Raw genomic sequence first — 15,100 nt, 5'->3', positions numbered from 1 at the left:
CTTTTAGTAAAAAACTATATAATGAGCCTCAGGATTTCCTGAGGCTTTTTTGTTGTTATAGAAATAATTTTTAAAAAGCTGTTTTTATATTTTAGATAGTTAAGTTTAAACGTTAATAAAATAGATTGTTTTGTCACTTTTTCTAGAGAAATGATACTTGAATTTTTACGGAAAATCACATTATTTTCTGCGGACATCACCTTTTTAATAAAGAACCTTATAAATAACTTTGTATATATAATATACTTAATTATGGAGGAGGTAGTTTTTAAAGCGTTATTATTTAATACAAAATTTACTAGAATTGAAAATTTTATTCAAGAGGTACTTGATAGCAATAACGATATTACGTATGAAGATGTTAAAGAATCTATATTGAAGCTAGTTTTATATCGATTTATAAAAGTTGATAATAATTTATCTCCAGAAAACTGTATTTTAAAAGAAGCCAATTTTTATGAAGCACAACGATTAGGAGGAGTTAATTCGTGGTTAGAAAAAAAGAGAGCAGTAGCTTAATTCGTTTTAAAATCTATAAAAAACAATTTAAAATTAAAACAATACCTTCTTGAGGTAAGTCATTCTTCTATTATATTTCAAGTCACTTCTCAGAAATAAAGCTAAAGGTATAGCTAAAGGAATTAAATTTTACGCTCTACCACGTAATCAATCATTTGCAATAAAGAATCTTTATAAGTAGAGTCAGGGTAATTATTAAGAATAGCTAATGCTTTATTTTTATAATCATGCATTTTTTGAGTAGTGTATTCTAATCCGCCATTATTTTTAACAAAAGTAATAACTTCTTTAACTCGTTTCTTATTCTTGTTATGTTTTTTTACAGAATTAATTAACCAAGCTTTTTCCTTTTTAGAGCAGTTATTTAGCGTGTAAATTAAAGGTAATGTCATTTTTTGTTCTTTAATGTCAATTCCTGTTGGCTTTCCTATTTTGTCTTCAGTATAGTCAAATAAATCATCTTTAATTTGAAAAGCGATACCGATATATTCACCAAATTTACGCATTTGTTGTACAGTTTCATTGTTTGCGCCAACAGAAGCAGCACCTATACCACAACAAGCAGCAATTAGTGTAGCGGTTTTTTGACGTATAATTTCAAAATAAATTTCTTCGGTAATATCTAATTTACGAGCTTTCTCGATCTGTAATAGCTCACCCTCACTCATTTCTCGAACTGCGATAGAAATAAGTTTTAAAATATCGAAATCTTCATTGTCAATAGAGAGAAGTAGCCCTTTTGAAAGTAGAAAATCACCTACTAAAACAGCAATTTTATTTTTCCATAAAGCATTAATGGAAAAGAAACCTCTTCGACGATTACTGTCATCAACCACATCGTCATGAACTAGCGTAGCAGTATGAATTAATTCTACAACTGAAGCACCACGATAAGTTCGTTCATCAAAACCGCCATCAGAAACCATTTTGGCAACTAAGAATACAAACATTGGACGCATTTGTTTTCCTTTTCGACGAACGATATAATAGGTAATACGGTTTAATAATGGAACTTTAGACAACATGGCATCTTTGAACTTTGTTTCAAAGAGTTCCATTTCTTTTGCTATAGGAAGTTTTATTTGCTCTACTGGCTTCATAATAGTGGACAAAAGTAAGAATAAATTAGGGATTGTTTATATTTGAAGAATAAACAATATGCATAACTGTGAAACATTTTTTAGGAGTAGTTTTTTATTTATTTTTTACAATTTCGATTTCAGCACAAACATCAAAAATATTTCCTGATGATTTTTTAGGAATTTATAAAGGAGACTTAACTATAAATAGCAAAAGAGGAGTTCAAAAAATACCTATGGAGTTTCATTTGTTAGAAACTAAAACAGAGGGAAAATATGATTACAAGTTAGTGTATAATGGTCAACCAAGAAATTATACATTAGTTGTAAAAGATAAAATAAAAGGAATCTTTGATATTGACGAAAATAATGGCATTATTTTACCTGTACGTGTAGTTGGAAATGTTCTATATAGTTTTTTTGAAGTACAAGGAAATATGTTAACTAGTCGTTTGGCTTTTACAGATGATAAGGTTGATTTTGAAATTTTATTTACTGCAACTAAAAATAAAATAACTACAGGAAAAGGAACGAAGGAAATACCCTTTGTATATGGATACCCTATTTCAGTTGTTCAGCGAGCTTATTTAAAAAAGAAAAATTAGTTAAAACTTCTCACTTTTTTTAATCGTTTCCAAGCTGCTTTATGTCGTCGTTTATAAAAAGACATAGTTCCTCTATCTAAGCCAAAGTAAAATAAACTTATTCCAGCTGGAGGATTAGCACTTGGTAAGAAATTAAGTTTATTAAAGGCAACTGATGGCCATTGCCAACATTCTAAACTAGTTCCTATAAGTTCAGTAATTGCTACTACACAATACATAACTAGAAAAAATAAACGTTCTTTAGGATGTTTTCTTAAAAAGTAAAAAACAAAAAAAGTACATACAAAGCCTAAAATATCATTTTTAAGAATTAAAAAATATAAAGAAAAAGGAATAATAAGTGAAGTACAAAAGACTTCTATTTTTTTTCTATTGTATTTTACTTGTGACTTTCTGCTAAAATAATATACTAAAAGAAACACGATTGCGTGTCCTGGTGGTATATAATGTGGAATATTTTTCAAACGATAGGTATACATGCCTAAAGTTTTAGAAAAAAGATATTCTCCTACAATTGCTATAAGTGTAGCGTATATTAAAAGTTCTCTTGTTCTAGATGTTGCTTTATAATATAAAAAGAGAAATAATGGAATAATTAATAGCGTAATTATATGTTGCGTATTATGATAATAATGTTCCGCAATAAATTTACTATCTAAAAAAAGGCCTAATGAAATAGCAAAAAATAACCATCCTAGGGTTTGTAAAGTTTGACCTAAGAGTGTTTTTGAAAAAATCATTTACGATTTGTTGGCCAATTGTCCACAAGCTGCATCAATATCTTTTCCTCTAGAGCGTCTAACATTAACCACAATATCATTCATTTCTAAATTTGAAATATAATTGTTTAAAGCTCTTTCGGAAGCTTGTTGAAATTCGCCATCATCAATAGGGTTGTATTCAATTAAATTAACTTTACAAGGAACATATTGACAAAATTTAACTAAGGCATCAATGTCTTCTTTCTTATCATTAATTCCATTCCAAACTACATATTCGTAGGTTATTGTTTTGTTGGTTTTCTCATACCAATATTCTAAAGATTCTTTTAAATCTTTTAAAGGAAAAGTACTGTTAAAAGGCATGATAGAAGTTCTTACTTCATCAATAGCTGAGTGTAATGACACAGCTAAATTAAAACGCACTTCATCATCTGCCATTTTTTTTATAATCTTAGGAACTCCAGAAGTAGATACTGTTATTCTTCTTGCAGCCATTCCTAATCCTTCTGGTGAAGTAATTTTATCAATAGCTTTAATAACATTGTTATAGTTCATTAAAGGTTCTCCCATTCCCATAAATACAATGTTTGATAATTTATGGTTGTGGTACAATCTACTTTGCTTATCAATTGCAGCTACTTGATCATAGATTTCATCTGCATTTAAGTTTCGCATACGTTTTAAACGAGCAGTAGCGCAAAATTTACAATCTAAACTACAACCAACTTGGCTAGAAACACAAGCAGTAGTTCTTTTTTCAGTAGGTATTAAAACAGATTCAACAATTAAACCATCATGTAGTTTTATGGCATTTTTAATGGTACCATCTTTACTGCGTTGCATGGTGTCAACTAAAATATGATTGATAACAAAATTATCATCTAACATCTTACGTGTTTCTTTAGATAAATTAGTCATGTCATCAAAAGAGTGGGCAACTTTATGCCATAACCATTCATACACTTGGTTACCACGAAAAGCTTTATCGTTATTTTTCACAAAAAAATCACGTAATTGTTCTTTAGTTAATGCGCGTATGTCTTTTTTCTTACTCAAACCTATTAGATTGAAAATTGATTGTTAAAATTTAGTTGCAAAGTTAAACTAAAAAACTGGTAACCATTTTTGATTACCAGTTTTCTGTTATAATTTATTGTGTTAATTATAAAATTAACATTGCATCACCGTAAGTGTAAAACTTATATTTTTCTTTGATAGCTTCTTGATATGCTTCCATCATAAAATCATGACCTGCAAAAGCAGAGACCATCATTAATAAAGTTGATTTAGGTGTATGGAAGTTTGTAATCATACAGTTAGCAATACTAAAGTCATAAGGAGGGAAAATAAATTTATTTGTCCATCCGTTGTAATCATTTAATCTGTTGCTAGAAGATACAGAAGATTCTACTGTACGCATTACTGTAGTTCCTACGGCACAAACTTTACGTTTTGTGTTTATTGCATTGTTAATAGTACTAACACTTTCTTCTGGAATTATAATTTTTTCAGAATCCATTTTATGCTTAGATAAATCTTCAACCTCAACTGGGTTAAAAGTACCTAAACCAACATGTAAAGTCATTTCTGCAAAATCAATTCCTTTAATTTCTAAACGCTTCATTAAGTGTTTAGAAAAGTGTAATCCAGCAGTTGGTGCAGCTACAGCTCCTTCATGTTTTGCAAAAATAGTTTGGTAACGGTGTTCATCTTCTGGTTCAACATCACGTTTTATATATTTTGGTAAAGGAGTTTCTCCTAATTCTAGTAATTTTTTTCTGAATTCTTCATAAGAACCATCAAATAAGAAACGTAAAGTTCTACCACGAGAGGTTGTATTGTCTATTACCTCAGCAACTAAACTATCATCATTACCAAAAAATAATTTATTTCCAATTCTGATTTTACGAGCAGGATCAACTAGTACATCCCATAAACGATTTTCAGCATTTAATTCACGTAATAAAAATACTTCAATACGAGCTCCTGTTTTTTCTTTATTACCGAACATACGGGCAGGAAATACTTTCGTATTGTTTAACATCATTACATCACCTTCATCAAAATAATTGATTAAATCTTTAAATAATTTATGTTCAATTTTTTGAGTATCACGGTGTAATACCATTAAACGAGCCTCATCTCTATGTTCTGAAGGATATTCTGCTAATAATTCTTCTGGTAATTCAAATTCAAAATTTGATAACTTCATATGTAAAATTTTCTAAACGATGGCAAATATACAATATCGAAATAGGCGTTGTCAAGTTAATAGCGTATTATTTTATAACTCGCAAGTATCTATCCCTATTTTATTCATATCATTCCAGAAACTTCTATATGATTTTGTTACCACTTTTGCTTCTTTTATTGTAAGGGTTGTTTTTAAAGCTAATGGAGCAAAAGCCATTGCCATTCGATGATCGTTATAGGTTGAAATTTGTATGTCCTTATTAATTTTTGTTGAAGGTTTTAAATGTAAACTTTCATTGGTAACTGTAATAGATGCCCCTAGTTTGGTAAGTTCTTCACGTAGAGCTTCTAATCTGTCTGTTTCTTTGATTTTTAAGGTGTGTAATCCAGTTAAATCGCAAGCTATACCTAAACCAAAACAAGTTACAGCAATTGTTTGTGCTATATCTGGAGCATTTTTTAAATCTTGAATAAGAGTATCATTAATATGAGTTTCATTTTTGGTTAAAATAATACTGTTTTTTTCAAAATGAGTAGAAACTCCAAAATGACTGTATATAGTAGCTAAAGAGCTATCTCCTTGTAAACTATTTTCTTTATAAGCAGTTAATTTTACTGTTGATTTTATTGCGTTCATTGCAATTAATGAGTAAAAATAAGACGCTGAACTCCAATCAGATTCTACTACGATAGTTTGATTGTTTGTCGCAGTTTTAGGAGAAATGTTTATATTTTGTCCACTAAAACTAGCTTCAATTTCCAATTGGTGTAGCAGTGAAAGTGTCATGTTTATATAAGGTACAGAAGTAATTTTACCTACAAGTTCAATACTAAGGCCATTTTTTAAACTAGGTGCAATAAGCATTAATGCAGATATGTATTGGCTACTTACATTACCGTTAATAGAAACGGTATTTTTAGTTAATTCTTTACCTACAATTTTTAAAGGAGGATATCCTTCTTTTTTTAAATAAGTTATATCAGCACCTAAAGAGCGTAATGCATCTACTAAAATTTCAATAGGACGGTTATGCATTCTATCTGATCCTTGTAAAATTTTTGTAACTCCCTGTTGAGATGCAAAAAAAGCAGTTAAAAACCTCATAGCTGTTCCTGCATGACCAATATCTGCTATTTCTTTTTTAGAAGATAAAGCATCTTGTAAGTGATGAGTATCATCAGAATCAGATAAGTTTTCAATGTGTAAATTAGGATATAATTGTTGTAAAATTAATAGCCTGTTCGATTCACTTTTAGAACCTGAAATAGTAATTTCAGCATCTAAAGCTGTAGTTGTTGTGTTTAGTTGTAAGTTCATGGGGTTTATGCCATTTTTTTGTTAGTCATCCAAATTCCATATAAAAAGCTTAGTACGATTTTGAAACCCCAAAATTGTTTCCATTTTCCTTCTGAAAAATTTGTTTGGTTAACAAGATCAAAGTTTCCTGCAAAAATATCACGCCAGCTATTCATAAATAGCGTAATAATTGTTACCACTATAAAAAAAGGAATAGCAACCTTGGCTACGTTTTTCCAAAATATTGGTTGCTGTATTTTTTGTAATAAACTCATTTATTTTAGTTTTTCGTTGTTGTGATGACGATTATGGTCTCGTTTTGTTTTTATATCTAATTTCTTATCAAAAGCCTCTTGTAAATTAATTCCTGTTTGGTTGGCTAAACAAAGTACCACAAACATAACATCAGCTAGCTCTTCTCCTAAATCTTTTTCTTTGTCACTTTCCTTTTCACTTTGTTCTCCATATCTACGCGCAATAATTCGGGCAACTTCACCAACTTCTTCTGTTAATTGTGCCATATTGGTTAATTCGTTAAAATAACGAACTCCATGATTTTTAATCCAATTATCTACTTGTTTTTGTGCGTCTTGAATATTCATTAGGTAGTTTTTTTAATCTTCTTTTAAGAGTTCAAATATAAAGTTTCTTACTGCTAATTAATTCTCCAAGGCGGATTTTTTCTATTCTTTCCAGCTTTATATAAAATAAGCTTGTTTCCATCAGGATCTTCTAGGTGAGCTTCACGCCAAAGCCAAGTTTCACTTTTAGGCAACTGAGAAAATTCTATACCTTTTTCTTGTAGTTTTTCTACAAGAGCATCAAGGTTTTCATCTTCAAAATAAATTATAGGAATATTTTCTGTTGCAATGTGATCAACTTTATGAATAGATAGTGTGCTATCTCCATTAGGTAATTCAAAACGGACATATCTAGGACTTGCATCTACAATAAGATGCAAGCCTAGTTTTGTGTAAAAAATTACTGCTTTATCAACATTAGTTGAAGGCAGAGTTACTTGGTTTAAGTTCATGTTTTTCTTTTTTAATTACACGCATTAATAGTAGAAGCGCTAACATTCCTACAATTGATAAGCCTGTCATGATACTCCATGTACTATCGAAACCTAATTTGTCAATTAATTGTAATCCTGCATTATGACCAAATATATGAGATGCTGAAAAAGCAATGCTATAGTATGCCATATATTCTCCCTGATTTCCTTTTTTAGCTCTATCCATTACAAATGCATTTGAAAAAGGAAAGGCTATCATTTCACCAATAGTCATAAGTAACATACCTATTATTAATACACCTATCCAGCCAGTAAGGTTTAATACTAAAAAGCTTAAGCCGGTTAAAAACAATCCAAAAAACATTAAAAACTCTTTTGAGTATTTACTTTTTTGCAGCCACGCAATTAAAGGCATTTCAAGGGCAAATATTATAAAACCATTTAACCCTAGAAGTAAACCAATTTTTAATTCAGACAAATGATGTTCATCTTTATAATATAGAGGCATTGTTGAAAAATACTGTAAGAATATAAACCCGAACATAAACATACTCACAAAAAAGATCCAGAAAGCTTTATCAGAGAAAACTGATACTGGATTTTCTACTTTTACTTCATCAACGACTTTTGATTTTTTAGGATGTAATACATTTATTAATAAAATAGTAGCTAAAATACAAGTAACACCATCTACCCAAAAAAGTCCGCTATACCCTAATGAGGTAATAATAATTCCTCCAACCGCTGGTCCAGCTGAAAAACCTAGATTTATCGCTAAACGAATTAAAGTTACTGAACGTATTTTGTTTTCAGGTTTACTGTAGGCACTTAATGCAACAAACATTGCTGGTCTAAAAGTATCAGCAACTAGCATTACTAAAAATATACCAATACAAAACCCTGAAAAAGTATCAACAAATTGTAATGCTATAAATAATAAACCTGTTAAAAGCAAACTAGCTTTCATTACTTTATAGTATCCAATTTTATCCGTTAATTTACCACCTAACCATGACCCTGCTACTGAACCTAGTCCAAAACAGCTCATAATCCAAGCGACATCGATTTTGGTAAATTCTAAACTTTTGGTTAAATACAACGATAAAAATGGAATAACCATTGTTCCAGCTCTATTAATGAGCGTAATTAAGGCCAACCACCAAACTTCTTTTGAGAGGCCTTTAAATGTGTCTAAATAATTGAAGTACAATTTTTTCATAGTGTTATAAATTTAGTTGTTTGGAAGTGATATAAAAGTAAAAAGTCCGACTGTGAAGTCGGACTTTTTATAATAGTAATATTTTATTTTCATATAATCATAATACATTAATAGCCCGATATCTTCTGTGCCTAACAGATGATTTACATTGCTTATATGTATTATAAATTGTCATTTTTCTATATAATTATGCCGTAAAACTATAAAAAAAAGGAATAGCTTTTACAAATGATGGTTATTAATTTCTTCTTTATATTGATTTTAGATAAGTAATACTGATTTAGTTAAGTAAAAATCAAAGAAAATAAAACTAGTATTTAATGTAAATTATCGAAAGGTATTTCGACTTAAAAGGTAATTGTATTCAATTCGTCGATAGTAATTTACCTTTCAACTTAAATTGTAAATTGAATTTGAATAGTTGTGCTATTTTTGAAGTGTAGATGAAACATAAAGTAAATTTCGCCAAATAGATAGAAGTCACTAAAAAGAAACATTTACAGTAATAATACAAACAAATAGAAAAAATTATATAAGTATGTTTATGATACCTATTTACCTTTTAATTGTAATAGCTTTTTTATTACAAACGATAATCGCTAGACCTACACACTTTAAACCAGTTTATATAAAATTGGTTTGCTTGGAGAAGCATCATTCTCAAAAGGTGCAATCATAAGATTTAAAAAGTATGTTCCATCTTTTATACTATTAGGAACGTAAATAAATTCTGTTATGGTAGCATTAAAACGAATGATTCCCTTCGTATTCCAAAATGCATTATGCGCTAATAACTTTCCTTCATCTTTTTCTTTATCAACTGAAGGAAGGTCTATTAGCAAATGCTTAATCCCAATTTCTTGTAAATAAACAGCCGCTTCTTCTAACATATATGGAGGATTTGTATTAGAATATCTAGCTGATCTTTTTTCTTCTGAATTAGGGAGTGTTCTAATTACTATAGCCTCACATGTTTTGTTTTTTAATACTTTTTGAAGTTGTTGTAATGTGATTACTTGATCGCCATTAGATTTTTTTTCAGGTGCTATCGTCACCACTTCTGCAATAAAGAAAAATTTTTGTAAATTTTTATTTATTGAATGCACATCTTTAGTTATGTGTCCTACACACTCAGTATGTGTTATATGTGCATGCGGATTAAATGCAATGTTATTAAAATTCACTGCTGAACCTGCAGCAACACTTCCTACCCAATTATCAGTTGAAACAGGTGATATTTCAGGTTCTTCTAAATACCAAGCATTAATATTTTGTTTAGAAATGTTTATAGGAATTGAAATATCTAATGGGTTAGATAAATCAATGGTATACTCTTTTAAACGATGTTTAATAGTTGCAATCATGGGCTAAAGATACTTAAATTATAAATAAATCACTAGCTAATCCATCTGCTAAGAACATTCCTTTTTGGGTAGTTTTTAATACTTCGTTTCCTGTTTTCGAAACAGTTATTAGTAATAATTTTTCATTTATAAACTTTTGAGAGTTTGTAATTAATTTTTTATACAAAACGTCACCAAAATCTTGTTTTATCTTAGTTAAAGAAACACCCCAAATTGTTCTAAGACCTGTCATTAAATATTCATTAAATTGATCTTCTTTGGTTAGTTTTTCAACTTCGTTAGGTAAGTTTCCAAGTTGTATGTTTTTAATGTAGTTAGCATTATTAGCAATGTTCCAACTTCTATGAGTATTGTTAAAAGAATGAGCTGAAGGACCAATACCAATGTATTTTTTACCTAGCCAATAACTTGTATTGTGTTTTGAAAAGTAATCAGGTTTTCCGAAATTAGAAATTTCATAATGAACAAATCCATTTTTAGAAGTTTCCTCCATTAAAATATTAAAATGCTCTTTTGCTTCGGTTTCATCAGGTTCAGGATACTTTCCATTTTTCACAAAACTATCTAATACAGTTTTAGGTTCAACTGTTAAGGCATATGATGAAATATGATTAATTCCAAAATCAAAAGCAATTTGTAAATTTTCTTTCCATCGTTTAGTACTCATATTTGGTACTCCGTAAATTAAATCGATGGTAATATTATCAAAATGGCGAGTAGCTATAGCTAAACATTCTTTTGCCTCTTTTGAATTATGAGCGCGATTCATGCTTTTTAAATCTTCTTCAAAAAAAGATTGAACACCAATACTTAATCTATTAATAGGAGATTTTGCTAATTCTTCTATTTTTTCTTTAGATAAATCATCAGGGTTTGCTTCCAATGTAATTTCAGGAGATTCTATTACATTGTAATTTTTATAAATGGCATTAAGAAGTTGGTCAATTTCACTAGCTGTTAATAGGCTAGGGGTCCCTCCTCCAAAATAGATAGTTTCTATTATTTCGTTTTGTAATTCGTTTTTTCTTAGTACTAATTCTTTTATTAAACAATGAACTAATTCATCTTTCTTTTTTAAGGAAGTTGAAAAGTGAAAGTCGCAATAAAAACATGCTTGCTTACAAAAGGGAATGTGTAAATAAATTCCTGCCATTATAAATATTAGTTAATTTATTTTTTTAGGATTCTGTTTTACAAAAGCTGCCCATCCAGTATAATTTTTTCCTCCAATTTGTTTTCCAGAGTTATAATAATGACAAACAGCAGCAGCTAAACCATCAGTTGCGTCTAAGTTTTTAGGTAACTCTTTCAAATTAAGTAACGACTTAAGCATTAAAGCAACTTGTTCTTTACTTGCTGTTCCTTTACCCGTAATAGCCATTTTAATTTTTTTTGGTGCATATTCAGTAACAGGTATTTCTCTAGATAAACCTGCAGCCATAGCTACACCTTGAGCACGTCCAAGTTTTAACATTGATTGAACGTTTTTGCCAAAAAAAGGAGCTTCTAATGCAATTTCATCAGGGTTGTAAGTATCTATTAACTCTATAGTACGTTCAAAAATGAGTTTTAATTTTAAATAATGGTCGTCATATTTTTTTAATAGTAATTCATTCATTTGAACAAATTCCATTTTTTTACCAATGATTTTAATAATACCAAACCCCATGATAGAGGTTCCAGGGTCAATACCTAATATGATTTTTTCTGTCTTCAAATTTTATTGTACTTTGTACATGCACAAAACTAATCAAATATATTTTTAATGAGTGTATTCGGGCTTAGAACTTCAAATCCTGCATTTACCAATTACTTTTGGAAGAAGTCAAAAAGTTATTCATCAAATAAAATGACTTTAGAAGAGATTATAACAAAAACCCTTTTCATGTTAGTATTAGTATGTTGTACTGCTTTTTATACCTGGCATTTGTTTTTTAGTGGAGTAGTAGTAACATGGTACATGTCTATTGGAGCTTTGGTAGCTGTTTTTTGTAGCGTATATATTTCTTATAAACATAATGCAGCAAAATATTTATTACCCATTTATGCCTTGGCAAAAGGATTTTTTTTAGGAGGTATTAGTGCGTATGCTCATAAACAGATTCCTAATTTACCTTTTCAGGCTGATGGTGTTACTTTACTTACATTTTTTGTAATGTTCTTTTTATATAAATGGAGAGTGATTAGAGTTACTAAGGCGTTTCGATCAGCTATAATAACCACATCTGTAACTATATTTTTGCTGTATTTTATAAGATGGATATTTTGGTGGTTTGGAATTAGTGTTTTCTTTTTATCAGGCAATTCAAGGTTTGCTATTGCTTTTAATATTTGTACAGCTATTGTAGCATCGTTGAGTTTGTTATTAGATTTTGATTATATACACAGATACCTTGGTAAAGCTTCTAAAGAAAGAGAATGGTTGGCTACTTGGGGCTTTCTAATAACATTAATTTGGTTGTATGTTGAGGTTGTACGTCTTTTAAAAAAAATAACTTTTCGAGTCTAATTTATAGAAGCTATTTTTCTATTCCTTTCTCCCCTTGTTTTATACTTGATTTTTAATGCTTTGTAACCTTTTTTAATGAATTTGGTTAAAAAATCGGTCTTTTTGTAATAGTAAATTTTATCTAAAACAGATACTCAATGAATAATATTAATGTATTTATTATTGAGGATACCCCCGCAGAAAGCAATCGATTAGTAAAATTTCTTGAAGCTAATAGTTATTCTATATCTGGTGTAGCTAAAAGCTTTAGAGAAGCTTTAATTCTATTTCATAAAGTTAAAGTAGATATTGTTATAATTGATGTTTTTTTGAATGGTAGTCCTGATGGAATTGCGTTTGCAGAAATGATCCAAGCCAATCCTGAAACAGCAAAACCTTTTGTGTTTTTAACTAACTCGGTAGACCGACAACTTTTTTTGAGAGCTAAATTAACAAGACCTTATAGTTATTTGATGAAGCCATTTAACGAGTTAGAAATTTTGTATGCTATTGAAATGGCTGTTTCAATGTTTTATACAGAAGACAATACTTTTTTGAATGAGGAAGAAGAAACAATTATAAGTGAAAATTATGTTTTTATAAAAAAAGGAAAGAGTTTAAAAAAAGTACATATTAATGATGTTATTTTTATTGAAGTTGAAGAGAAATACTGTTCTATAGTTACAGCAAAAGAAAAGTTTGTGATATCAATATCACTCACAAAAATTTTAAAACTTTTAGATAATTCATTGTTTTGTAGAACTCATAGAAACTTTATCGTTAATATTGAAAAAATTGAAGAGATTATTCCTGTTGATAACCTTATTATACTAGATAAAAAACATAAAGTACCTCTTAGTGAAAAATATAGAGGAGTTATAAAAAAAGTGCGTACATTAAAATAACGATTAGTTATTATTGATAAGTTACCTATGGGTACTTACATATACATCATTACGAGGAGGTACGACGAAACAATCTGCTATTCTTATTAAGAAGATTACTTCACTTCGCTTGGGCTATGTTCGTAATGACGATTATACATGTCGTTGTGAGGAAGTACAACAAAGCACCTGCTATTCGATTAGAAAAATTACTTCACTTCGCTAGGCTACATTCGTAATGACGATTATATATGTCATTTCGAGGAGGTACGACGAAACAATCTGTCGATTTAAAAGCTATATCCTCAATTTTCCTTTTCTTATAGCCGAAAATGCCTGTTTTATAGGGTTTTAATTATTTTGTTTTGGTTTGTTACCTAATTTTACTTCGAGAAACATAAACACTAGCTAGTTATTTTTTTCTTTTAAAAACCAAACTTGTGGAGCAGTACCCACTATAAAAAACGAGGCGATATCCGAAAAGCCTTATGAGTAGGAATTTTAAAACTAATAACTATGTCTAATACAATCGATATTTTAACAGTAGTTGACGCAGTATCTTTACAAGAAGCGGTAGCGTCAGGAAAATTAAAAAAAGGAACAAAAACAAACCCTACATCTTTAGGGTCGTATGGTACATCTGATGCTTATATTTATATGATTACAGCAAATAACTACGTAGTAAATGACCAAGCAAAATCAGAGTTAACAATAACTGCTAATGTTGGAGATACTGTTCGTTGGATGATTACTTGTCCAGGGGGAGGAACAGGAAATAATGTTATATTAATGGATTGGAACTCTAGTTCTGCTAGTGGTATTATAGATCCAATTTCTTTAGATATTGACATTGATTTATATGTGGGTAGTGCAACTGTTGCTCCTAACCCAGTAGAGTTTCAAAACTATTGTTTTGCAGGAATGTTAACTAAAAAAGGAAATGTACAGTACTATATTACTTTTCAATTATTAGATGAGCATGGAGCTGATTTAGGTTTTTACTTATGGGATCCATTTATTAATGTTGCTAATTAAGCAAATAAATTAATTTTATAAAACGTGAATAAAGTGTTTAAACATTTTATTCACGTTTTTGGTATGTTGAATTTATTCCGTTCCAATAATTTCTCAACTTATACCAAAAAAATAAGGTTTTAAACTCATTCTTTTTTTATAGTTTACTATTTTGTTGTTTCTTTAAACTAAGAAAACAAAATAATAAATACTAACCTTAAATTTTAAAATTATGAGTACTCAACCAATGATTCCTATACCTGGAAAAACAATAACAAAAATAACCCAAAGCGCAAACCCATTAGCGTTTGATTTTGGTAAAGATGTAAGTAAATCAAGACCTGTAGCACCGGTAACAATGGCTAGTTTTGATAAAGAGGGATTTATAAATGTATCTACATTTGTGTTTTTACCAGCTAGTTTTGGAACAGAGAACAAAACTTTTACTATAAATCAATTACAAACTAACTCAAACAAATTAGCTTTTTATATTGGGGTTGATAAAGCACCAACTCCTGATAATTCATTTCATATTTATGGTATTACTTTTAAGGTTAAAGATCAAGATTATAAATCTATGGGAATTACCAAAATAAAAACATATCTATGGGACGAAGACCCTGAAGGATCTAGAGGAACAGAAACTGCTGTTAAAGATCCAATGGGAGGCTAAATATCTTAATTTAAAAAACAAATAAAGG

General features: G+C 29.5%; 18 protein-coding genes. 6 read left to right on the top strand and 12 right to left on the bottom strand.

Features of this window, described 5'->3' with window-relative positions:
* The first annotated feature begins 252 nt into the window (after positions 1–252).
* Positions 253–519 (top strand): hypothetical protein, encoded by a 267-nt coding sequence (locus DS884_RS11720; RefSeq protein WP_093870295.1) that lies wholly within the window; start codon positions 253–255, stop codon positions 517–519.
* A 122-nt stretch (positions 520–641) separates the two neighbouring features.
* Here DS884_RS11720 and DS884_RS11715 read toward each other — a convergent pair whose 3' ends face one another.
* A complete protein-coding gene (locus DS884_RS11715; RefSeq protein ID WP_113786882.1) occupies positions 642–1,619 on the bottom strand; it encodes a polyprenyl synthetase family protein in 978 nt (325 codons plus the stop codon).
* A 68-nt stretch (positions 1,620–1,687) separates the two neighbouring features.
* Here DS884_RS11715 and DS884_RS11710 point away from each other — a divergent pair, with 68 nt between their 5' ends.
* Complete coding sequence (locus DS884_RS11710; RefSeq protein WP_093870297.1) at positions 1,688–2,203, top strand: hypothetical protein; 516 nt, start codon at positions 1,688–1,690, stop codon at positions 2,201–2,203.
* On the opposite strand, the gene DS884_RS11705 is transcribed toward DS884_RS11710, so the two are convergent.
* The 11 genes from DS884_RS11705 to ruvC form a co-directional block, all read right to left on the bottom strand.
* On the bottom strand, positions 2,200–2,943 hold the full coding sequence (locus DS884_RS11705; RefSeq protein WP_113786881.1) for a hypothetical protein: 744 nt from the start codon (positions 2,941–2,943) through the stop codon (positions 2,200–2,202). The genes DS884_RS11710 and DS884_RS11705 overlap by 4 nt on opposite strands.
* Complete coding sequence (gene rlmN, locus DS884_RS11700; RefSeq protein WP_093870299.1) at positions 2,944–3,981, bottom strand: 23S rRNA (adenine(2503)-C(2))-methyltransferase RlmN; 1,038 nt, start codon at positions 3,979–3,981, stop codon at positions 2,944–2,946. It lies immediately after the preceding gene.
* Between the two features lie 106 nt (positions 3,982–4,087).
* Positions 4,088–5,137 (bottom strand): tRNA preQ1(34) S-adenosylmethionine ribosyltransferase-isomerase QueA, encoded by a 1,050-nt coding sequence (gene queA / locus DS884_RS11695; RefSeq protein WP_093870300.1) that lies wholly within the window; start codon positions 5,135–5,137, stop codon positions 4,088–4,090.
* A gap of 72 nt (positions 5,138–5,209) precedes the next feature.
* The gene (locus DS884_RS11690; protein WP_113786880.1) at positions 5,210–6,436 is read right to left on the bottom strand and encodes a 3-phosphoshikimate 1-carboxyvinyltransferase; all 1,227 of its coding nucleotides are present in this window, start codon (positions 6,434–6,436) and stop codon (positions 5,210–5,212) included.
* Positions 6,437–6,441: 5 nt separating this feature from the next.
* Positions 6,442–6,690: a hypothetical protein gene (locus tag DS884_RS11685; protein ID WP_093870302.1), complete on the bottom strand. Its 249-nt coding sequence runs from the start codon at positions 6,688–6,690 to the stop codon at positions 6,442–6,444.
* A complete protein-coding gene (locus DS884_RS11680; protein ID WP_113786879.1) occupies positions 6,691–7,017 on the bottom strand; it encodes a nucleotide pyrophosphohydrolase in 327 nt (108 codons plus the stop codon).
* Between the two features lie 53 nt (positions 7,018–7,070).
* Positions 7,071–7,448, bottom strand: a complete 378-nt coding sequence (locus DS884_RS11675) for a VOC family protein (protein WP_113786878.1) — start codon at positions 7,446–7,448, stop codon at positions 7,071–7,073.
* Positions 7,414–8,649, bottom strand: a complete 1,236-nt coding sequence (locus tag DS884_RS11670) for an MDR family MFS transporter (protein ID WP_093870305.1) — start codon at positions 8,647–8,649, stop codon at positions 7,414–7,416. Before DS884_RS11670 ends, DS884_RS11675 begins: the two co-directional genes overlap by 35 nt.
* Positions 8,650–9,263: 614 nt before the next feature.
* On the bottom strand, positions 9,264–10,013 hold the full coding sequence (locus tag DS884_RS11665) for a cyclase family protein (RefSeq protein ID WP_113786877.1): 750 nt from the start codon (positions 10,011–10,013) through the stop codon (positions 9,264–9,266).
* A gap of 13 nt (positions 10,014–10,026) precedes the next feature.
* Positions 10,027–11,166: a radical SAM family heme chaperone HemW gene (gene hemW / locus DS884_RS11660; RefSeq protein ID WP_113786876.1), complete on the bottom strand. Its 1,140-nt coding sequence runs from the start codon at positions 11,164–11,166 to the stop codon at positions 10,027–10,029.
* Positions 11,167–11,178: 12 nt separating this feature from the next.
* Positions 11,179–11,730 carry a crossover junction endodeoxyribonuclease RuvC gene (ruvC, locus tag DS884_RS11655; RefSeq protein WP_093870308.1) on the bottom strand — a complete coding sequence of 184 codons (552 nt, stop codon included), beginning with the start codon at positions 11,728–11,730 and terminating at the stop codon, positions 11,179–11,181.
* A 48-nt stretch (positions 11,731–11,778) separates the two neighbouring features.
* Between ruvC and DS884_RS11650 the strand changes: the two genes are divergently transcribed.
* The 4 genes from DS884_RS11650 (at position 11,779) to DS884_RS11635 (ending at position 15,072) form a co-directional block, all read left to right on the top strand.
* Positions 11,779–12,522, top strand: a complete 744-nt coding sequence (locus DS884_RS11650; protein ID WP_113786875.1) for a Bax inhibitor-1/YccA family protein — start codon at positions 11,779–11,781, stop codon at positions 12,520–12,522.
* A gap of 137 nt (positions 12,523–12,659) precedes the next feature.
* Positions 12,660–13,406 carry a LytR/AlgR family response regulator transcription factor gene (locus DS884_RS11645; RefSeq protein ID WP_093870310.1) on the top strand — a complete coding sequence of 249 codons (747 nt, stop codon included), beginning with the start codon at positions 12,660–12,662 and terminating at the stop codon, positions 13,404–13,406.
* 495 nt (positions 13,407–13,901) lie between these two features.
* On the top strand, positions 13,902–14,420 hold the full coding sequence (locus tag DS884_RS11640; protein ID WP_113786874.1) for an AidA/PixA family protein: 519 nt from the start codon (positions 13,902–13,904) through the stop codon (positions 14,418–14,420).
* Positions 14,421–14,631: 211 nt separating this feature from the next.
* A complete protein-coding gene (locus tag DS884_RS11635; protein WP_113786873.1) occupies positions 14,632–15,072 on the top strand; it encodes a hypothetical protein in 441 nt (146 codons plus the stop codon).
* The last annotated feature ends 28 nt before the right edge of the window (positions 15,073–15,100 follow it).

The sequence above is a fragment of the Tenacibaculum sp. E3R01 genome, assembly GCF_003318185.1.
Taxonomy (GTDB): Bacteria; Bacteroidota; Bacteroidia; order Flavobacteriales; family Flavobacteriaceae; genus Polaribacter; species Polaribacter halocynthiae.
The sequence above is the reverse complement of the archived record's forward strand: the minus strand, read 5'-3'. Positions and strand labels throughout refer to the sequence as shown.